The 19,602-nt window shown below is 67.9% G+C and carries 17 protein-coding genes and 3 pseudogenes; 6 read left to right on the forward strand and 14 right to left on the reverse strand.

Going from position 1 to position 19,602, the window contains the following annotated elements:
- Positions 1 to 29: 29 nt before the first annotated feature.
- Positions 30 to 686, reverse strand: a complete 657-nt coding sequence (locus ABZ312_RS24170; RefSeq protein WP_500327861.1) for a TetR/AcrR family transcriptional regulator — start codon at positions 684 to 686, stop codon at positions 30 to 32.
- Positions 687 to 803: 117 nt separating this feature from the next.
- Here ABZ312_RS24170 and ABZ312_RS24175 point away from each other — a divergent pair, with 117 nt between their 5' ends.
- Complete coding sequence (locus tag ABZ312_RS24175; protein ID WP_500327860.1) at positions 804 to 1,814, forward strand: glycoside hydrolase family 113 protein; 1,011 nt, start codon at positions 804 to 806, stop codon at positions 1,812 to 1,814.
- 355 nt (positions 1,815 to 2,169) lie between these two features.
- On the opposite strand, the pseudogene ABZ312_RS24180 reads toward ABZ312_RS24175, so the two are convergent.
- Positions 2,170 to 2,905 (reverse strand): annotated as a pseudogene (locus ABZ312_RS24180) (dienelactone hydrolase family protein).
- Positions 2,906 to 3,556: 651 nt separating this feature from the next.
- On the opposite strand from ABZ312_RS24180, the pseudogene ABZ312_RS24185 reads away from it, so the two are divergent.
- Both ABZ312_RS24185 and ABZ312_RS24190 read left to right on the forward strand, forming a co-directional pair.
- Positions 3,557 to 3,894, forward strand: a pseudogene (locus ABZ312_RS24185) (IS110 family transposase); the annotation flags it as partial.
- A gap of 42 nt (positions 3,895 to 3,936) precedes the next feature.
- A complete protein-coding gene (locus tag ABZ312_RS24190) occupies positions 3,937 to 4,518 on the forward strand; it encodes a transposase (protein WP_500327891.1) in 582 nt (193 codons plus the stop codon).
- 242 nt (positions 4,519 to 4,760) lie between these two features.
- Here the strand turns inward: ABZ312_RS24190 and ABZ312_RS24195 are convergent, their stop codons facing one another.
- Both ABZ312_RS24195 and ABZ312_RS24200 read right to left on the reverse strand, forming a co-directional pair.
- Complete coding sequence (locus ABZ312_RS24195) at positions 4,761 to 5,831, reverse strand: zinc-dependent alcohol dehydrogenase family protein (protein ID WP_500327858.1); 1,071 nt, start codon at positions 5,829 to 5,831, stop codon at positions 4,761 to 4,763.
- 260 nt (positions 5,832 to 6,091) lie between these two features.
- Entirely contained in the window at positions 6,092 to 6,535 is a 444-nt protein-coding gene (locus tag ABZ312_RS24200) for a hypothetical protein (RefSeq protein ID WP_500438755.1), read from the reverse strand.
- Between the two features lie 128 nt (positions 6,536 to 6,663).
- On the opposite strand from ABZ312_RS24200, the gene ABZ312_RS24205 reads away from it, so the two are divergent.
- Positions 6,664 to 7,554 carry a LysR family transcriptional regulator gene (locus ABZ312_RS24205; RefSeq protein ID WP_500359130.1) on the forward strand — a complete coding sequence of 297 codons (891 nt, stop codon included), beginning with the start codon at positions 6,664 to 6,666 and terminating at the stop codon, positions 7,552 to 7,554.
- 57 nt (positions 7,555 to 7,611) lie between these two features.
- On the opposite strand, the gene ABZ312_RS24210 is transcribed toward ABZ312_RS24205, so the two are convergent.
- From ABZ312_RS24210 to ABZ312_RS24220, 3 genes and pseudogenes are all read right to left on the reverse strand, one after another.
- Positions 7,612 to 8,514, reverse strand: a complete 903-nt coding sequence (locus ABZ312_RS24210; RefSeq protein ID WP_500438756.1) for an NmrA family NAD(P)-binding protein — start codon at positions 8,512 to 8,514, stop codon at positions 7,612 to 7,614.
- A gap of 45 nt (positions 8,515 to 8,559) precedes the next feature.
- A complete protein-coding gene (locus ABZ312_RS24215; protein ID WP_500438757.1) occupies positions 8,560 to 8,799 on the reverse strand; it encodes a hypothetical protein in 240 nt (79 codons plus the stop codon).
- A pseudogene (locus ABZ312_RS24220) lies at positions 8,796 to 10,383 on the reverse strand (MFS transporter). The gene ABZ312_RS24215 and the pseudogene ABZ312_RS24220 overlap by 4 nt, the downstream one beginning before the upstream one ends.
- Before the next feature lie 237 nt (positions 10,384 to 10,620).
- Between ABZ312_RS24220 and ABZ312_RS24225 the strand changes: the two are divergent.
- Entirely contained in the window at positions 10,621 to 11,226 is a 606-nt protein-coding gene (locus ABZ312_RS24225) for a TetR/AcrR family transcriptional regulator (protein WP_500438758.1), read from the forward strand.
- A gap of 457 nt (positions 11,227 to 11,683) precedes the next feature.
- Here the strand turns inward: ABZ312_RS24225 and ABZ312_RS24230 are convergent, their stop codons facing one another.
- The 7 genes from ABZ312_RS24230 to ABZ312_RS24260 all read right to left on the reverse strand — a co-directional run bounded on the left by ABZ312_RS24230 (position 11,684) and on the right by ABZ312_RS24260 (position 18,093).
- Complete coding sequence (locus tag ABZ312_RS24230) at positions 11,684 to 12,577, reverse strand: alpha/beta hydrolase (RefSeq protein WP_500327849.1); 894 nt, start codon at positions 12,575 to 12,577, stop codon at positions 11,684 to 11,686.
- Between the two features lie 172 nt (positions 12,578 to 12,749).
- Positions 12,750 to 13,151 carry a tautomerase family protein gene (locus ABZ312_RS24235; protein WP_500327847.1) on the reverse strand — a complete coding sequence of 134 codons (402 nt, stop codon included), beginning with the start codon at positions 13,149 to 13,151 and terminating at the stop codon, positions 12,750 to 12,752.
- A 101-nt stretch (positions 13,152 to 13,252) separates the two neighbouring features.
- On the reverse strand, positions 13,253 to 14,455 hold the full coding sequence (locus ABZ312_RS24240) for an acyl-CoA dehydrogenase family protein (RefSeq protein WP_500327846.1): 1,203 nt from the start codon (positions 14,453 to 14,455) through the stop codon (positions 13,253 to 13,255).
- Position 14,456: 1 nt separating this feature from the next.
- Positions 14,457 to 15,407 (reverse strand): 3-hydroxyacyl-CoA dehydrogenase NAD-binding domain-containing protein, encoded by a 951-nt coding sequence (locus ABZ312_RS24245; RefSeq protein WP_500327845.1) that lies wholly within the window; start codon positions 15,405 to 15,407, stop codon positions 14,457 to 14,459.
- Positions 15,404 to 16,150 (reverse strand): acetoacetate decarboxylase, encoded by a 747-nt coding sequence (locus ABZ312_RS24250; RefSeq protein WP_500327844.1) that lies wholly within the window; start codon positions 16,148 to 16,150, stop codon positions 15,404 to 15,406. Before ABZ312_RS24250 ends, ABZ312_RS24245 begins: the two co-directional genes overlap by 4 nt.
- A 1-nt stretch (position 16,151) precedes the next feature.
- Entirely contained in the window at positions 16,152 to 16,916 is a 765-nt protein-coding gene (locus ABZ312_RS24255; RefSeq protein ID WP_500327843.1) for a crotonase/enoyl-CoA hydratase family protein, read from the reverse strand.
- Positions 16,917 to 16,941: 25 nt separating this feature from the next.
- Positions 16,942 to 18,093 carry a CaiB/BaiF CoA transferase family protein gene (locus ABZ312_RS24260; protein WP_500327890.1) on the reverse strand — a complete coding sequence of 384 codons (1,152 nt, stop codon included), beginning with the start codon at positions 18,091 to 18,093 and terminating at the stop codon, positions 16,942 to 16,944.
- A 446-nt stretch (positions 18,094 to 18,539) separates the two neighbouring features.
- Between ABZ312_RS24260 and ABZ312_RS24265 the strand changes: the two genes are divergently transcribed.
- The gene (locus tag ABZ312_RS24265; protein WP_500359125.1) at positions 18,540 to 19,448 is read left to right on the forward strand and encodes a LysR family transcriptional regulator; all 909 of its coding nucleotides are present in this window, start codon (positions 18,540 to 18,542) and stop codon (positions 19,446 to 19,448) included.
- The last annotated feature ends 154 nt before the right edge of the window (positions 19,449 to 19,602 follow it).

Consider the following 19,602-nt stretch of genomic DNA (forward strand, 5'->3'; position numbering starts at 1 on the left):
AGGAACCACACAGACCGGTTGAGTCGACTTCACGGCTGGGTTCGTCGCTGGGCGACGTCGAACGCGGGCGCGAGCGGGGCCAGTGCCGCGCGGAGTTGGTCTGGCAGCGAGCCGGAAGGCACGACCAGTCCTCCGGCACCGAAACTCCCGGCGGCCCCCGCGTTCCCGGTCGGCTGGAGCCAGCTTTCCAACGCGATGCGAACCGCCGCGGCCACGCTCGCCGCGAGAACGCGGGCTGTGTGCGCTCCGGCGTCGCCCAGGCGTTCGGCGATCACCGCCGTGAGAGGCGGCTCGATGTCGGCGGTGGTATCGAGGAACGCGTCGCGCAGCGCGGTCCGGGTGGTGATCAGCAGCAGTGCCTCGTGTTCGCGCTCACCGGTGTTCGTGTACTGCTCGACCACCGCTTCGGTGACGGCGTCAGCCAGGCGCACTCCTGCGGGCCGGGCCGCGACTGCCGCCGCGATCCGCGCCTCCCGGTCCGCGGTAACAGCGGAGACGATCGCCTGCTCGCGGCTGGCGAAGTAGTTGTTGTAGGTGCGCGGCGAGACCCCGGCCGCCTCGGCGATGTCCTCGACCCGCACCTGGTCGGGGCCGCGCTCCACGGCCAGGCGCAGGGCTGCCTTGCGTAGCGCCTCGCGGGTGGCCTGCTTCTTCCGCTCCCGCAGCCCTGGTGGTGGTGTCGTCACGGCGTCAGCGTTCCACACAGGGCTGCGTGCACGCAAACTTGCGTGCACGCACTTTTACTGTCAGCCTCGTCCCGAACTGAGACCGACAGAGAGGACGTCACCGTGCGAGCAAGAGGAATGACCTACGACACCGGATTCGTCGTGCATGGCCAGACATCCCGCGAGCACTTCGACCTCGCGGTGGTCCGGCGCGAGCTCGCCATCATCCGCGACGACCTGCACTGCAACGCGGTCCAGATCATCGGCGGCGACCCGGGCCGACTGGAGCTGGCCGCCGGTGCCGCCGCCGAGCTCGGCCTGGAGGTCTGGTTCTCGCCCTATCCTCTGGAGTTGGATCCGGAGCAGGTCCTCACGCTCTTCCGCGACTGCGCCGAGCGAGCGGAACGGCTCCGGCAGCAGGGGGCCACAGTCGTGTTCGTCGCAGGGGTCGAGCTGAGCGTGATGAACCGCGGGTTCCTGCCCGGTGAGAGCCCCGAGGAGCGGGTAGAGCAGCTGATGAGCCGGCCCGACCGGCGGGCCGAAGCGATGCGTGAGCTCGGCGTGCGCATCAACGCATTCCTCCGCGACGCCGCGGCCACGGTCCGCGAGCGGTTCCAGGGCAAGCTCACCTACGCGTCCATCCAGTTCGAGCAGGTCGACTGGACTCCCTTCGACATGGTGACGTTCGAGCTCATCCGCTCCGCCGAGGTTGCCGACCGGTTCCGGGACGCGGTGCGCACCCTGGCCCAAGGTCCCAAGCCGCTCGCTATCACCGGGTTCGGCACCGCGGCCTACCGCGGCGCGGGAGACCGAGGTGGGCGGGTGCTGGAAGTGGTCGAGCACGATCCCGAGACCAAGGCCCCTGTACGACTGAACGGCATATACGAGCGCGACGAGGCCGGCCAGGCCGCATATCTGAGCGAACTGCTGGAGATCTTCGAGACCGAGGGCGTGGACAGCGCGTTTGTGTTCTTGTTCGCCTTGCCCGGCTACCCGCACCGCCCGGACGGCGACCCCAGGGACGATCTGGACCGGGCCGGCCTGGGCATCGTCAAACTCCTCGAAGGGCGCCGGGGGCAGACCTACCCCGACATGGAATGGGAACCCAAGGCCGCCTTCGAGGCAGTGGCGCAGCGGTATCGGAGATGACAGGCCCCGCGCACGGTGACCACGGTTCGGGATCTGCACTGCGGCGCAGCGCAGATCCCGAGCAAATGGAAGAGGTATTCGCCGAACCCGGCGCAGACCCCTACGACCAGGAGCGGGCGCGGAGTATCGCGGAGGATGCGTACACCTCGCCCTGGCGGCCGGAACGGACCGCTGCAGATCGCGACGATCACGGCAGGGGCTCCGTCGCCGTAAATCCGTTATTTACTGCGGCAGTTGCGAACACTTCTCTGTGATCGGGCATCCACTCGAATGTGGTTCTGCTGTGCGGACTTGAGGGGAGGGGACTGTCAGTGCACGACGCGGGCCAGGCCTGGCGCCAGGCTGTTTGCCTGGGTCATGCCCTCAGATCCTCCGTCACGGGCAGGCACTCGGCGAGCAGGTCGACGACGTCGCGCCAGGCTCGCTGCGCGTGCTGTCGGTGGTAGCCGACGCCGGGGACCGTGAGGTGGTCGACCGGCGGGTGGTGGAAGGCGTGCAAGGCGCCGCCGTAGACCGCGAGGCGCCAGTCGACGCCCGCGGCCTGCATCTCGGCAGTGAACGCGTTTCGTTGTGCGGGCGGCATGATCGGGTCTTCCGATCCGACCCCGGCCCACACCGGGCAGCGGATGCGCGCTGCCTCGCCCGGCCGGCCCGTGGTCAGCGCGTTGACTGTCCCGATCGCGCGCAGGTTGACGCCGTCGCGCCCGAGTTCCAGCGCGATGGCGCCCCGGTGCCGTAGCCGATGGCGGCGATCCGGTCGGGGTCGGTCCGGGGCTCGGTGCGCAACTCGTCGAGTGCCGCGTGGCCGATGTGCCGCATCCGGTCGGGATCAGAGAGCAGCGGCATGCAACGGGCCAGCATCTCCTCGGGGTCGCCCAAATAGCGCCCGCCGTGAAGGTCGAAGGCCAGCGCTACGTATCCCCGCTCGGCGAGAGCATCGGCCCGGCGGCGTTCGACGTCGCTGAGCCCCATGCCCTCTGGTCCGAGCAGCACCGCGGGCCGGCGGTCGACACCGGCCGGGAGTGCGAGGTGCCCGATCATCGTCAACCGTCCGCCGGGTACTCGACCGTACGCGTCGTAATCGCCGTCATGAGACTGGACTGTAGTGATCGTCGAGCCCGGCCCGGCCGGTGTTCTGCCGCTGGCAGAACACCGGCCGGGCCCTCTGAAATGCGCGGGCCGAGCCCTCATCGTCTCATTGCCGCCTTTGGCGCGTACCTCGATCACCCCCCAACCCGTCGGCTACTCCGCCAGCGGGCGCCACGTCCCCCTCCGGTTCCCCGCGATTCCACCCCGAGAATCCGCGAACCCGTCGGCTTGCCGGCCGGCGGACTGGCGGTACGTGGAGGCCGCGGGGTCTGTCCATTGAACGGCACCTCTCTGTGTCAAGCGGGGGCGATCAGAGAGGTATCCCAACGTGTTGGATCGGCGCCGGAGATCGTGGTCTGCAGCCATGATGTCCGAGGCTGTGGCAGGGGTCGCTCAAGTTACACCTGCCGCCTGCGGGCTGGCCCTCGAACGGCGTGCGTCCCGGCCACAGCCGCCGACGGGAGTGGCTCGAGAGAGGTCTGCACTGCCCAACGTTGCTCTGCCCTCCTCGTCGGTCACCTGGAGTCGACCACGAAGGAGACACCGTGCCACCCCGCCCCTCCGCCGACGCCGCATCAGGCCAGGTCACCATCGCCATCGACCCGCACAAGGCCTCCTGGACGGCCGTCGCCGTCGACGCCCGCCTACGGCCCATGGACGCCTTACGCGTCCCGGTCAGTCGAGCCGGGTACCGCGACCTACTCCGCTTCGCCCGGCAGTGGCCCAAGGCGATATGGGCCATTGAAGGCGCCAGTGGCCTGGGTGCCCCGCTGACCTCTCGGCTGGCCGCCGATGGCATCTCGCCCACGGACGTGCCGGCCAAGCTCGCCCGCCGGGTGCGGCTGCTGTCCACCGGCCACGGTCGCAAGAGCGACGAGGCCGACGCCCTGTCCGTGGGGATCGCCGCCCACACCGCAACCAGGCTCCATACCGCCCAGATCGACGAGGCCTCGCAGCCCTGCGCACCCTGACCGAGCACCGCGACGACCTGGTCCGGACCCGCACCCAGACCGTCAACCGCCTCCACGCGTTGATGACCAAGCTCGTGCCCGCCGGCCTGCCCCGCAAGCTGACCGCCGATACCGCTGCCGCAGCCCTGCGGGGCATCCGGCCGAAAGCATCGCTGGCCCGCACCCTGCGCGGCCTGGCCACGGATCTGGTCGTCGAGATCCGCCGCCTGGACCGCCGGATCACCACCGTCACCGAGCAGATCACTACAGCAGTAACCGAGACCAGCACCACCCTCACCGAGCTCCACGGCATCGGGAACCTGTTGGCAGCGAAGATCCTTACCCGCAACGCAGGCGTCGGCCGCTTCCGCTCGGAGGCTGCATTCGCCTCCTACTGCGGCGTGGCACCCCTGGAGGTGTCCTCCGGGGACGTGAAGCGACACCGACTCTCGCGAGCAGGAGACCGGCAGCTGAACTCCGCCCTGCACGTCATGGCCATCACCCAGATCCGCCACCCCACCCCGGGGCAGGCCTACTACCAGCGCAAACGCCGCGAAGGAAAAGGCCACAAAGAAGCCCTCCGCTGCCTCAAGCGCCGACTTGCCGATGTCGTCTACCGCACGATGCTCCGCGACCGGGATACCTCTCTGATCGCCCCCGCTTGACACAGAGAGGTGCCGTTCTTTGTACAGTCCCCGGGCTGGCGCTGGACAGTCGTCGGGCATGCGGCTTCTTGGGCCGCGGCAGCGTGTGAAGCGCGAGTATCCGAGGCCTGCCAAGCAGAACGCGTACGGCTGCCCGTGGTCGAGTGCTGCTTTGTTGTCACGCTGGCCGTGGACAGGAACCGGGGACGGCTGCGAGGTCCGGCAGCGGACCGTCCTGATGACGCACCGGCGCTAGCGGCTACTTACCGGTCGTCCTTGCTCTGGTCGTCTTCGAAGATGAAGAGTGGCTTGGCGCGACGTGCTGGTGTTTCGGCGAGCTCGATGGCTTCGGTGAAGCGTTCGAGTGGGAACGGCGTACCTTGGGGGATGCTCAGCACTTCATCGGCGACGAGAGTGCGCACCTGGGACAGTGCGCGCAGCGCCTCCTGGGGCGAGGCGGTGCCGAACCAGCGGTTCAGCCAGAAGCCACGGACTGTTTTGGTCTCGTAGATGACTGAGCGTGCCTGGAGCGGGATCGTCAGCGCCGCCGGGTCGGTCTGCCGATGGGTGGAGAGTGCGCCGTAGACCACGACCTGTCCGCCCGGAGCCAGTGCCTGGGACACCTGGGCACCCACGTGGCCCGCGACGCAGTCGATGGCCTTGTGCACGCCGTCCAGTCCCGCGGTCTCGGCTACCCGCTGCACCAGGTCCTCGTCCTCGGTGCAGATGACCTCGTCACCACCGAGCGCCTTGATCTCCTCAACGGCGTCGCGCCGCCGCACGACATTGATCGTGCGAATGCCCAGATGCCTGCACAGTTGGATCACGAGTCGCCCGACGGTGGAGCCGGCGGCGGTCTGCAGCAGCCATTCGCCCGGCTGCACGTTGAGTTCGCGCGTCACGAGGAGCAGCGCGGTCAGGGGGTTGACGGCGAGCTGACAGGCGCTGGAGTCGCTCAGATCGTCGGGGATGGGCAGGAGCCTTCGTGTATCGGCGACAAGGTATTCCTGCCAGGTGCCGGCCACGGGAGGCCCGGGTACCGCGGGGACCGCGGCGACCACCACGCGCTCGCCGGTCGTCAGTCCCTCGGTATTCGGGCCCAGGGCTGCGACACGGCCCACGCATTCCATGTGACCGCCGACGGCCGGAAACTCGGGGGAGAAGCCGTAGCGGCCACGCAGCACGTGCAGATCGCTGGCGTGAATCGGGGTCGCCTTCACACGGATCAACGCCTGGCCGGCTTTCGGCGTGGGAACGGGCCGGGATTCCAGCCGCAGGACCTCGGTGGGTTCGCCGACCTTGCCGGCTACGAGCGCGCGCAGGGATTGAGGCATGGGGGACCTTTCGTTTCTCGGAGTCCTTTGGATCTTTTGTTTCTGCATTTCGGAGCCCGGCCCGGAATTTCAAGGGGCAATGTGGCGTCCGCTGAACGCCCGCTGCCTAGATTCGGCTCAGGGGGCCGACGAGTGTGCATCTGCAGGTTGGCGATCGAGTCACGCCCCTGTGGTCGTGTCCGTGCAGAACAGCAGCGAGCATCCAGAATTACCTAATTCTGACCGCATTTCCTCATTTGTGGAGGAAATGAGTGTGATGTTCAGGCGTAATCGGCGTCCGAGGGGTCGGCGCAGTACTTCGCGTACTCTGTCCCGGCGAAGTGCTCGCCCAGCTTCCGGGAGAAGTACTGGAGCATGGGCAGCGGCCGGTGGTTCATCACCAGATGCTGTGTCTGTCCCTCTTCATTCTTGTAGACGACGGCGATGTTGGCGATCGGCCTGCCGTCCACCGTTGCCGCGTAGTCCTCGACGAATCCGTTCTCTCCGTACTTGCCGATGTAGATGAAGTCCTGGAATTCGTACAGGGTGCGCGCGTAGGACAGGATGGCGAGGACGTCCTTGGCTCCGTGGACGGTACCGGTGAGGACGCCGGCTTCCAGCGTCACATCGTCGGCAAGATTGTCCAGCCAAGGGGGGTAGTAGTCCTTGCGCTGCCGTGCCGGGTCGCCGCTGCCCAGATACGTCGGTGGCGTGTTGTAGGTCATTTTCAAACTCCTTATCGGTTGAACTTTCTACAGAGTTGCAAGACGTGACAGGCATCGTCCAACACAAGTCAGAGACTGCCGCCATCTCGCTGAGAGATACTCGGGGCTGGCTGGGGGATACTCGGAGGGTGGAACTGCGCCAGCTCGAGTACTTCGTCGCGGTCGCCGAGGAAGCGAACTTCACCCGCGCCGCGGCACGGGTGCACGTCGTCCAGTCGGCGGTCTCCACCACCATCAAGAACCTTGAGCGGGAACTCGGCACACCGCTGCTGGAGCGCACCCCCAAACGCGTGCTGCTCACCGATGCCGGTGCCGCGCTGCTCCCGCGCGCGCACGCAGCTCTCGACGCGGTCCGGGAGGGCGTGGACTCGGTGGCTGAGGTCCGCGGCGGACTGCGCGGCACCCTGCGGCTGGGCGCGATAGCCACGGTCGGGCTCATCGACCTTCCGGTGTTCCTTGGTGAATACCACCGGCGCCATCCCCGGGTGTTCCTGCAGACCAGCACCGCCCCGTCCGGCTCCCAGGGCCTGGCCGAAGCCCTCCTCGAACGTCGGCTCGACCTCGCCTTCGTCTCGGGGCCCGGGCCGCACCCGTCAGGCCTCGCGCTGACCGACCTCGCCACCTCGGTGCTCGACCTCGTCGTACCGGCCGGCCATCCGCTCGCAAAACGCCCCACTGTGTCGATCACCGAACTGGCCGGCCTGGAATTCGTCGACTTCCCCGTGGGCTACAGCAACCGGACCGTCGCGGACCGGGCCTTCGACGCCGCCGGCGTCCCCCATCACGTCGCCATCGAGATCACCGACATCACCACCGGCGTTGCCTACGTCCAAAATGGTCTGGGCGTGGCGCTGCTCCCACGCGTCGCCGTCGGTAAGGCACAGGACGTCGCCACGCTGACGGTCGAGGATTCGGATCTGGAATGGCGGTTTTCCCTGGCCGCTCCGTCCGAGCGCCCGCCCGGTGCTGCGGCACGGGCCATGATCGCGATGGCGCACGAGTTTCTCTGGCGAGGGTGAGCAGCACCTCAAAGTGCATTGCTCCAGCCGTAGATCGTGATCACGGACCGGGGTTGCTCAGCCCAGGTAGATGTCCTTGCGGGCGGCCACGAACTCCTCGATCGACTGTGCTGGAGTTCCCGTCACACGCTCGACGCCGTCGGCCGTGCGGTTGTAGCGGTCGTCCCGGTGCAACCGAGCCATTGTGGCGACGTGCTGTACGAGGTGTGGCGGCATCCCCATCTTCGGGAGCTGCGCCTCCCACTTCTCCGGGGGCACGTCCACGTAGGACACCTGGCGTCCCAGTGCCCGCGAGAACTCCTCGGTCAGCTGCGTCATGTCGACGGAGCGGGGCCCGGTCAGCTCATAGACCTGCCCGATGTGCGGAGCGGGGTCGCGGAGCACGGTGGCGACGACCCGGGCGACATCGTCCACGGCGATCGGCGAGGTGCGTCCGGCGCCGAACGGCAGCGCGATCGAACCGTTCTCCTTGATTGACCGCGCCGCCATCATGGTGAACAGCGGAGTGTCCAGGAACGCCGTCGGCCGGATGTGCACCACGGGCAGCCCCGACCAGTTGAAGACCTGTTCCGCCAGCCAGTGCAGCCGCTGCTGGTGCGACTCCTTGGTGCTGGTGGCTGTCATCTGTGACACCGTCATCTGGGACAGGCCTACCAGGGCCTGAAGCTTCCCGTACTCCTTCGCAACGGAGGCCACCACGGTCGCGGCCAGCAGGTGGTCCGGCGACACGCGCATCGCGAAGTACATGCGCGTCACGCCCTGCAGCGCGGCCGCTACGGTCTCGGGCCGGGTCAGGTCGCCGAAGACGACTTCCGCGCCGAGCTTGCGGAGCTCGGCCGCACGCTCGTCCTCGGTGCGGACCATGAAACGCACCGGCACGTCTTGAGCACGCAAGTGCTCGAAGACCGTACGACCCACACCGCCGGCGCCGGGGATAAGAACAAGGTTGTTGGCACTCATCAGTCAATCTCCTTCGGAGTGATGGATATTCGAGTTGAGGTGTGATCAGAGCGGCAGTGGAGCTGTCAGCAAGACATAGGCTTCGGCGGTGTCAGCGCTGATCCGGGTGGCCTTGCCGACGCCGGCGCTACGGGCGATGCCCGCCACGGAGAGCTCGCCTGTCGTGGCGCGCTCCTTGAGCTGCCGCAGCATGGTCTCGATGATGGCGGTGTCGGCGGCGTCACTGCGGGGGCCTTCCCGGCAGGCGCTCGCCTTCGGTGTCTCGCGGGGATGGTTTGTGGTCACCGTTGGACTCCTTCGGTCTGGCTTTGGGATTTCTCACCGCCGCCGGCCACGGCGACGTCCTTGCGCGGCAGGAAGATCAGCACGACGACCGCACCGACCAGTGCGACGATTGCTGCCCCTACTGCGGTGATGTGCATGGCGTGATTGAAGGCGTCGTGTGCGGGCTGCACGAGCGCCCTGCCGGCCGGTCCCAGTTTCTCGGCGACGGTCAGGGTCGCTTGGACGGATTCACCTGCGGCGTGCCGGTCGGAGGGGGGCAGTACGTTCAGGTGGCCGTCGATACCGCTGCGGTAGGTGGTGGACAGTAGCGATCCCAGCACGGCGACGCCCATGGCTCCGCCGACCTGCCGGAAGGTGTTGTTGACCGCGGACCCGGAGCCGGCCTTCTCCCGCGGTAGCGACGACATGATCACGACGGTGGCGGGCGGCATCACATGCGCCATGCCCGTGCCCATGAAGAAGAACAGCACTTCCAGTACCCAGATAGGGGTGTTCTGGTCGAGGAGCAGGAAGCCGCCAAAGCCCAGGGCGGTCAGAACGAGGCCGGCGGCGCACACGGATCGGACTCCGAAGCGGTTGACGGCCAACCGTGCCCGCGGGGCGAAGAACATCTGGGAGGCGGCCAGCGGCAGGACGAGCAGTCCGGACTGCAGGACGCTGTAGCTTCGCACGCTCTGGTTGTAGAAGACACTGAAGAACGTGACGCCCATCAGGGCGAAGAAGACCAGGCCGATGGCGGCGACCGACGCGGAGAACCGCCGGTTGCGGAAGTAGGTGACATCGAGGGCCGGATGGTCGCTGCGTGCCTCGTACACCACGAAGCCGGCGAGGACCGCCAAGCCGCCGAGGATCGTCGCCCAGGCCTCGGGCCGGGTGAAGTCGCCGTACTGGCCGCCCTTGATGATGCCGTAGACCAGTACGGCCAGACCGGCGATCGACAGCAGCACTCCGAAAGGGTCGAGCGTGCCGGGCCTTGGGTCCTTGGAGTCGGGGACGACCACCACCATGGCGGCCATCGCGACGACCACGATCGGCACATTGACCAGGAAGACTGAGCCCCACCAGAAGTGCTCCAGCAGGACGCCGCCGGCGATGGGGCCGGCGGCGATGGCGAACCCGACCACACCGGTCCATATGCCGATGGCCTTGGGCTGCTCCTCGGGCTCGAAGACGTTCATGATGATTGCCAGGGTGGCGGGCAGGATGAAGGCCCCGCCGAAGCCCATCATGGCGCGGAAGGTGATGAGCTGCCCGGAGGAGTCCGACAGCGCGGACAGCACGGATCCCACGCCGAACACGGCCATGCCGAAGAGCAGTACCTTCTTGCGGCCGAGCCGGTCACCGAGCAAAGAGCAGCCCGGCGAAGACCAGCGTGTAGGAGTTGAGCGCCCACTCGAGCTGACTCTGGGTGGAACCCAGCCCGGTGGGAGCAGGCTGGGCGATCGTCTTCATCGCCACGTTGAGTATCGAGTTGTCCAGCATCACCACCAGGAGGCTGAACGCGAGCACAGCCAGGATGCCCCAGCGTCGGCGGTGGACCACCTCGGAAACCCTTCGCTGCTGGGCAGGCGCCGCGGGGGGCAAGGACGGCGCGGGTGAGGAGGATTCGGCGGGGGTGGGCGGTGACGCCACAGGGTCTCCAGTGCTGTCGGTGGATCCGCGAGTGCCGTCCGGAGGCGGTCGGCCTCGGGCGGCAAAGGGCAGCGCAAAGCCCTGCCTGACTTGCCTAGAGGGGCCTCATCGGCGAAATAGATGTCGGGATCAGACTAAACACGGGATAGGATAGATGACAAGATGCGACTATCTGAGGAGGGTGGTCCCGTGGGCCGCGTATCGAGGGCGCAGGCACAGGAGAACCGGCAGCACGTCGTGGGCATCGCCTCACGCATGTTCCGCGAGCGCGGCACCTCGGTCAGGATCGCCGACCTGATGCAGGCAGCCGGGCTCACCCACGGCGCGTTCTACAAGCAGTTCGCGTCCAAGGATGACCTGGTGGACGAGGCTATCGCCCACGCCTTCGAGGACCCGACGGCCCACTCGCCCGTGCCGCTCGAGGATCAGGCCGGGGAGTACGAAGCCGTCCGACGGACGTTGATCGAGCAATACCTCTCGACCTGGCACCGCGATCACGTCGGGGAAGGCTGTCCCGTCTCCGGATTTGCCCCCGATCTGGGGCGTGACCCTGACCAGGCCGCCCGCTCCCAGCAGGTCTACATCAACGGGGTGCGGAACCGGGCCGCACGGCTGGCCACCGGCGACGACGGACTGGCTCAGCTATGCACCATGGTCGGCGCTCTCCTCCTCGCCCGCGCTACCCGGGGCAACCCGATTTCCGAAGAACTGCTGCAAGCCGCGCACACCGCTCTCACCGAGATCGGCACCAGGCAATCCGAGCCGCAAGCGCACGGACCGACTCGGGCCGAGTGACGGCGGTGGCGACCGCCCCGGTTTCGGTTCGGCCCCGTCGCTTGACCATGTCCCTGGCGCAGCCGGCGCCTTCGAGGCTGCTCGTACCCGAACTCGGACCGGGCAGACCCGGCAAGAAGCCGAGATCCTCGCAGCGGACAAGGGCCTACGGCAGCGACCCATCCACGAAGACTTGCGATGCCGCCGCATCCGACGCACCATCCCGGACCGACAGCCAGCGAAAATCCAGACAACCACCGGCTTCGACGAAGACCGGTACAAGAAACGCGACACCACCGAGCGAGCGATGACCCGGCTCAAGCAGCACAGGTCGCGCCCACCCGGTATGCCAAGCGTGGCTGCGTCTTGCCCGGCGCTACCACCGCAGCCGCACTCGCCGTCTGGCCCCGCACACGATCGGCCGGACACCTCCCAGATTTTTCCCGGGTACAGGTATTCCCGCGCTGTACGTGCTCCGTCAGCCGAGGTGTTCGCGGAACCAGGTGAGGGCAGCGGTGCTGGCCTGGTCGAACTGTTCGACGTAGGGGTCGAAGTGGCCCCCGGGGAGCAGATGCAGCCGTTTGGGTTCGAGTGCTCGCTCGTAGGCCGCGAGGGCGAGGTCGGTGACGGTGACGGTGTCGCTCAGGGCGATCACCATGAGCAGTGGGGTGGGGGAGACCCGTGTGATCCAGGTTCCGGGCTCATACGTGCGGGCCGCGCGGGTGGACCGGATGGTGACCTTGTTCTCCCACATGCCGCCGGGCGCGGGCTGCAGGTAGAAGTCGAGGGCTTCCTGTGTGCGGTAGGCGGCGGGGACCGCGGGATCGCTGCTGACGACGGCCTGCGTGCGCGGGACCTCGCCGCGGAAACGCGCCCGCTCGTCCTCGGCGAAGGATTCTTCCAGCGCGGCGACGGCGTCCGGTGCTACGCGGCGTTGCCCCTGCTCGAATCCGCTGATGGTGGGCACCTGGGCGACCACCGCCCGCAGTCGGCGGTCGGTGGCGCCCAGCACGATGGCGTGGCCGCCGGCGTAGCTGGTGCCCCACAGACCGATGCGGTCAGGGTCGACCTCGGGCCGGCTCTCCAGGTAGGAGATGGCCCGTCGCCAGTCGGTGATCTGCTGCCAGGGGTCGACGTCCTGCCGGGGCTCACCTTCGCTGGCCCCGAAGGTGCGGTGGTCGTGCAGCAGCACGGCGAATCCGCCTTCGGCGAAGGCCCGCGCGAACGGTTCCAGGCCGTGTTCCTTGATCCCCGCATAGCCGTGGGCCATGGTGATCGCCGGATGCGGCCCCGGCCCGTCGGGCAGGCAGAGCCAGCCGCGCAGCGTGACTCCTGGGTCTGCGGCGAACTCGACGTTCTTTCGTTTGACCATGAACAACGGCCTCCTTGGTATGCCGGGACTCGGTCCCGGATGGATCAGATGAGCTTCAACGACGCCGCTCGGTGAATGCGCAGGCCGGGTTCTGGATGCTCGCCGAGGGGCGGTCACGGGCTGCGCGGTAGCGTGTGTGACGGCGCGTTCGTCGTACTGGGCGGCTGTCGGTTCACCAGCGTGGCGCGGTGTCGGCGAGTTGGAGTTGGCCCCTGCCGAAGGAGAAGTTCTCGTTCGGGGTGGGGATCAGCGCGATGAATATGTCGTCGGGTGAAATGCCGAGTGCGCCGGCCACCAGCTTGTTGATGGTGGCGGCAACGGCCCGCTTGTCCTTGAGGGGGCGGTGGGCGCCGAGGAGTACGGTGATGATCACGGCGTCGCTGCTGCGTTGCATGCCCATGAAGGTCGGGTCCAGGAACAGCTCGTTCTCGCCGTGTTCGCTGATCATGATGAAGCGGTCGCCCTCGGGGATGCCGAGGCCCTGGACCAGGGACTGGTTGAGGGCATCGGCGAGCGCGCGTTTCTGCTCCGCGGTGTAGCGGCGTGCGGGAACGTGGGCGTGGAAGACGGGCATGGGATCCTCCTTGGAGGACGGTGCGGTGCTGTGTCGGTCGGGCGCGGTGGCGACGAGGAGGGGCGCTGCGGCGCATGTCCGCCCGCGGGTCGCCGGGGACTTCAGACGAAGGCGCTCTGTCCGGTGATGGACTTGCCGACGATCAGGGTCTGCATCTCGCGGGTGCCCTCGTAGGAGTAGAGGGCTTCGGAGTCGGCGAAGAACCGGGCGATGTCGTAGCCGAGCAGGATGCCGTTGCCGCCGAAGATCTCGCGGCTCCAGGCGACGACCTCGCGCATCCGTGAGGAGACGAAGCCCTTGGCGAGCGCGGACTGTTCGTCGCGGAAGATGCCGGCGTCCTGCAGGCGGGCGAGCTGCACCAGCATGCCCCAGGAGGCGGTGATGTTGCCGAGGCTCTTGACGAGCAGGTCCTGCACCATCTGGAACTTGGCGATCGGGCGGCCGAACGCGATGCGCTCCTTGGCGTAGTCCAGGGCCAGTTCGTAGGCGCCGATCATGAGGCCCAGCGACTGCCAGGCGACTCCGCTGCGGGTCATGCGCAGGATCTCCGCGACGTCCCGGAAGGAGTTGATGTTCTGCAGCCGGTCCGTCTCGGGCACGCGCACGTCGGTGAGGGTGATCTCGGCGTTCTGCACGATGCGCAGTGCGATCTTGCCCTCGATCTTCTCCGGGACGAACCCGGGCGTGCCCTTCTCGACGACGAAGCCCTTGACGTGGTTGTCGTCGACGTCCCGTGCCCACACCACGACGTAGTCGGCGAAGGTGGCGTTGCCGATCCACTTCTTGGCGCCGTTGAGGACCCAGGTGTCGCCTTCGCGGCGGGCGGTGGTGCGCATCCCGCCGGCGACGTCGGAGCCGCCCAGGGGCTCGGTGAGGGCGAACGCGCCGATCTTGTCCATGGTGGCCATCTGCGGCAGCCAGCGGTCGCGTTGTTCCTGGCTGCCGCCGTGGTGGATGGAGTAGAAGGCGAGTCCGTTGTGGACGCCGAAGAAGGTGGCGACGGAGGAGTCCGTACGGCTGAGTTCCATGGCCATCATGCCGCCCAGCAGGTGGCTGACGGCCGACTGGTGCTCGCCGTAGCCGTCGTAGGACAGTGCGGCCAGGCCGCTGCCGCGGAACTTGTCGATCAGTTCGACGGGGAACTCGCCCTTGGCCCAGTTGTCGTTCACCAGGGGCTTGATCTCGTCCCGCATGAGGGTGCGGGCCTTGAGGAGGATCTTGCGTTCCTCGTCCGGGAGCAGCGCCTCGTAGTGGTAGAAGTCGGCGGCCAGATCGTCTTCCAGCGCGGTGAGCTCGTGGTCCATGTCAGTTCTCCTTGGTGCGGTTGGTCTGGGCGGTGCGGTGCAGTGCGGCCAGGACGGCGAGTTGCCTGCGGTCGCGTTCGCCGGCGAGGTCGGCGTAGCTGTGGGAGCCGTAAGCCTGCTCCACGGCTTTCACGACGCGTTCCTGGTCCGCGGGGTCGTTCGACGGCTGTCCGGGGGCCAGGTGGCCCATGGATGCGCCGATGTGCTCGATCAGGTGGCGGTAGCCGCCCGGGCCGCCGCCGAGGTGCTGGCCGAGGAAGAGGCCGACGGTGGCCCAGCGGATACCGAGCGAGGTCGTCAGCACCGTGTCGAGGTCGTCCGGGGTGATGACGCCCTGCTGGACGAGGTAGGTGGCCTCGCGGCTGACCGCGCGCTGGAGGCGGTTGCCGACGAACCCGGGGATCTCCTTGCGTTCGACGACGGGGGTGCGGCCGAGGAAGGTGTAGAAGTCGACGGCGTCCTGGACGGCGTCCTCGCTGGTGCACTTGCCCGGCACGACCTCGACCAGCGGGATCAGGTGGGGCGGGTTGAACGGGTGGCCGATGAGGATCCGGCTCGCGTCCTGGAGGTGCCCGGTGAAGGCGGTCGCGGGGATCGCGGAGGACGAGCTCAGCAGCAGCGCGTGCCAGGGGGCCTCCTTCACCAGTCGGGCGAACAGCCGCTTCTTGAAGTCGAGGTTCTCGGGGCCGTTCTCCTGGACGACGTCGGCGTCGTGGACGGCTTCGGTGACGTCGCCGGCGAGGTGTACCCGGCCGGCCAGGGCGCCGACGTCGAGGCCCAGGGCGGCCAGGTGCGGGGTGAACTGTGCCAGCGCGGTGTCGACGGCCTCGGCGAGGTCGGGGCGCGGGTCGCTGACCCGGACGGTCAGGCCGTGGGCGGCGAACAGCGCGGTCCAGGACAGCCCGATGGTGCCGGCGCCGATCACGGCGGCGGTGCGGAAGGGGTGGGTCATGGTGTGCCTGCCTGGAGGTAGTCGAAGACCGGTGTGACCGGCGCGAGGGTCAGGTCGGTGAGGATGTGGCTCGCCGAGACGATCTCCAGGACGGGCAGGTCGGCCAGCGGCGCAAGCACGTGCTGGAACAACTGCAGCCGCGCGGGGCCGGTGTAGGCGGCTTTGACGACGACGTCGGTGATCTGGGTGCGGACCAGTTCCTGGATGCGCGGGGTGCCGTCGTATCCCGGGATGGTCTTGAGCATGAAGGTCGGCACCGTGATCTGCGCCCGGGCTTCGCGTGGGTCGAGCGGGTGGTGCTTGTAGCCCATGGTCGCGGTGGCCACCCGCAGTGTGCCGTAGTCGAGGGTGCCGACCAGGGTGTCGTGGTCGGCGTACAGCTTCGGTGCGCCCATGACCTTCGGGTAGGCGCCGATCTCGCGTCCGGCCGCTGTCGCCGGGAAGTTGTCGAGGTACATCGCGTGCAGGTACTCGCCCCGCTCGTCCTCGAAGCTGACCTGGATTGCCTGGCCGCCCTCGGTGTAAGGGCCGTACCCGGTGACGTCGTTCATCTTCATGATCTCGAACCGGACCAGTGGCTCCTCGATGCGCAGGGGCTCGGGGACGACGGCGCGCAGCACGTCGGGGTCGGTGCGGTAGACGACGCTGAGGTATTCACGGTCGGTGAACCGCGGTGTCACGGGTGGGAACGCCGGGCTGGTCAGCGGGGTGGTCGCGTGGCGGCGTACGTCGGGGATCCGCATGTCACTTCCCCGTCCACCGCGGTGCGCGGCGTTCGGCGAAGGCGGTCATGCCTTCGCGGACGTCGGCCGAGGCCATCAAGTTGTCCTGCGCCTCGCGCTGCGCGGCGAAGGCGTCGGTCTCGGGTGTGCCGTCGGCGTGCCGCAGAAGGTTCTTCACCGCGGCTAGTGCGAGCGGCGCGTTGTGCGCGAGCTGCTCGGCGAGTTTCAGGGCGGTGGCCACGGCCTCGCCGGGCGCGGTGACCCGGTTGGCCAGGCCCAGTTCCCCGGCGCGGCGACCGCTGACGGGCTCACCGGTGAGCAGGAACTCCATGGCGAGGTGGTACGGGATGCGCCGGGGCAGCCTGATCACGCCGCCGCCCGCGGCGATCAGACCGCGCTTGACCTCGGGCAGGCCGAGCGTCGCGTCCTCGGCGGCGACGATGAGGTCGCACCCCAGGGCGAGCTCGAAGCCGCCGCCCAGGGCGAAGCCCTCCACGGCGGCGATCAGCGGCTTGGTCAGTTCGGCTTCGGTCAGGCCGCCGAATCCGCGGCCCGGGATCACGGGCAAGTCGCCGTTCAGGGCGGCCTTGAGGTCCATGCCGGCGCTGAAGGTGCCCTTCGCTCCGGTGAGGACACCGGCCCGCAGGGTGCTGTCGCTCTCCAGTTCGTCGAGCGCGGCGGTCAGGCCGGCGGCGACCGCGGAGTTCACCGCGTTGCGTGCCTGCGGGCGGTCGATCGTGATCAGGAGCGTCGAGCAGATCCGCTGGACGCGCACTTCGCTGTTCATGATTTCTCCCACTGCTCCGCGCGGCTCAGCCGGCGTCCGTCAACTCGGCGAGGACCTCAGCGGTGTCCTGGCCGGGAACCGGTGCCAGACGGCGGATCGAGCCGGGCGTGGCGGAGAACCTCACGGGGATCCCGATCGTGCGTACTGGGCCCTCGGTCGGGTGCTCGACCGTCTCCAGCAAGTGGCCCTCGCGGACGTAGGGGTCCTCGTGCGAGTGGTCCAGCTCCAGCACCGGCCCCATCGGGATGCTGTGCTTGGTGCACACCTCGGTCCACTCGGCCGTGGTCAGCGCGGGCGCGCATTGGTCGACCAGGTCGGACAGGTCGTCGGCGTCGGCGATGTTGAGGACGGGGCCGTTGACCCTGGGGTCGGCGGCCAGGTCGGGACGGCCGGCGGCATGGAAGAAGTCGCGGTAGTTCTGCGGCGTGTACGGGATCACGGCGGCCAGGCCGTCCTTGGTCCGCCGCGCCTTGTGGTGCTGCGACAGCGACCGCGGGTAGCCGGTGGGACCTGTCGCCGGGTCGAAGGTGTGCCCGGCGAGGTGCTCGACCAGGTTGAACGTGATCAGCGTGTCGGCCATCGGGATCTCGATCTGCTGGCCGCGCCCGGTCCTGTTCCGGTGTACCAGGGCGGCGAGCACGCTGTAGGCGATGGTCAGGCCGGAGACCTTGTCGGCGAGGATGGACGGCAGGTAGAGCGGCGTGCCCAGGGCGCGGTTGGCGATGTCGACCAGTCCGGAGGCGGCCTGCACGGTCTCGTCGTAGGCGGCGGCGTCCGCCCGGTCGGAGTCGCCGCGGAAGCCGGCGGCGTGCGCGTAGACCAGGCCCGGGTTGTCGGCGGCGAGGTCGTCGTAGGTCAGGCCCAGACGGGCGAGCGCGCGGGGGCGCATGTTGGTGATCAGTACGTCGGCGGTGTGGATCAGCTCCAAGGCCTGGGCGTGCTCGGCCTCGTCCTTCAAATCCAGGGCCACGCTCCGCTTGTTGCGGTTGACATTGAGGTGCAGCGGGGTCATGCCCGGCGTGTTGCGGTACTCACCCACGTGAAGGGAGTCCGAGGGTGACTCGATCTTGATGACATCGGCACCCAGATCTCCCAGGATCTGGGCCGCATACGGGCCCATGACCACGGTCGAGAGGTCGATCACCCGCACCCCATCGAGCGGTCCGGGGGAGTGCATTTCCGCCACGGTCGCGTCCTTTCGCTGCTTTTGTCGGATACGAAAGAAACGCTAAGCGCACATTGCTGGCAACGGAATTATCGTATTGCTGACATCGGTGTGACCGCAGCGGTCACACCGATGCAGGCCCTTCGGCTGCGAAGTGGTCGGTACGGGCCCTGCACCAGCGTGTGCCGCGCAAAAAATCTTTTCACCACGCGATCAGGCCGTTCTTCCGGTGGCCAGCGCCGCCTCGAAACTTTTGGGCGCAATGGTGCCGCCTGATCCTCGTTTTAATCCTCGCTTTCTTCGAATTCAGTTTGGAGCCTGTGCCGGTGAACCAACCGACTGGCCCGGCCACGGCCGGGCCGATGTGAGCGGGCGAGTCCGGCCCTGGGGCATCGCACAGTCGGAGCGACTTGCTCACGTGCAGGCTCCGACCCGTGGATCAGGGATAATGTGTTGGAGTGGAAATATTCCATTTGCGATACTTTGTTGCTGTTGCGGAGGAGTTGAACTTCTCGGCGGCGGCCCGTCGCATGCACATGGCCACCTCGCCGCTGAGTCAGCGGATCAGGGACCTGGAGCGAGAGCTCGACCAGCGGCTCTTCGACCGCAGCACGCACCACGTCACCCTCACGCCGGCCGGCGAGGCGCTGCTGCCGATCGCTCGGGACGTTCTGGAGCGGGTCAATTCCATTCCCTGGCGGCTCCGTGAGGCGTCCGGGGTGGTGCGCAGCACCATGTTCGTTGGCATCCCTCCAGGGGTGCACCCGCGGATCAGGGAACAGGTCACCACGCTCGCCGAGCGTGTCGGGGAGTGGTGCGAACTCCTCACCTGGCCGGGCAGCTCCAAGGCACTGATCGCCGGCGTGTGCGAGAGCAGACTCGCGCTGGCGCTGGCCCGGCTGCCGATCAACGACCCCGTACTGGACGTCCTGCCCGTCCTGTCGGAACAGCTGGGAGCGGTGGTGCCCGCCGACCGGTTCGCGGGGAGGGACTGCGTGGCCCTTGCCGACCTGAGCGATCTTTCCTTCGTCGTCTCCCCCAGGGAGATCAGGCCCACCTATTTCGAACTGCTCGACCGGGAAATGGCGGAACGAGGGGTCAGGAAACGTATCAAGCTCACCGACACCGGCTACGACGGAATCGCCGAAGTGGTATCCGGAGGGATGGCCTTCTACTTTTCCATACTTCACGCGGAAAGCCCCATGCACGGCTATGCGATGGAGAACACGAGGGTCTTGCCGTTTGCGGATTTCGAGCCCCGGCTGGAGACCGCCCTGATCTGGCGGCGCGACCGGGCCGCTGTAGGGGACCTCGACAAACTCGTCGAAGCCGCCCGTGAGGTTTTTGCCGACCCGCTCCACGTTTGAGCCGGACGCCCAGTCCGCAACGCTCCTACGTACACCTAGCCGCCCCTTGAGGATGCCCGGCTACTGCGGAAGGTCCGCAGTGGCTTCAGCCATAAGCGCCTGTTCGGCCCAGATGGTCTTGCCCTGGCCGGTGTAGCGCACCCCCCAGCGCTGC

This window comes from Streptomyces sp. NPDC006207 (assembly GCF_040613835.1).
Classification (GTDB): Bacteria; Actinomycetota; Actinomycetes; order Streptomycetales; family Streptomycetaceae; genus Actinacidiphila.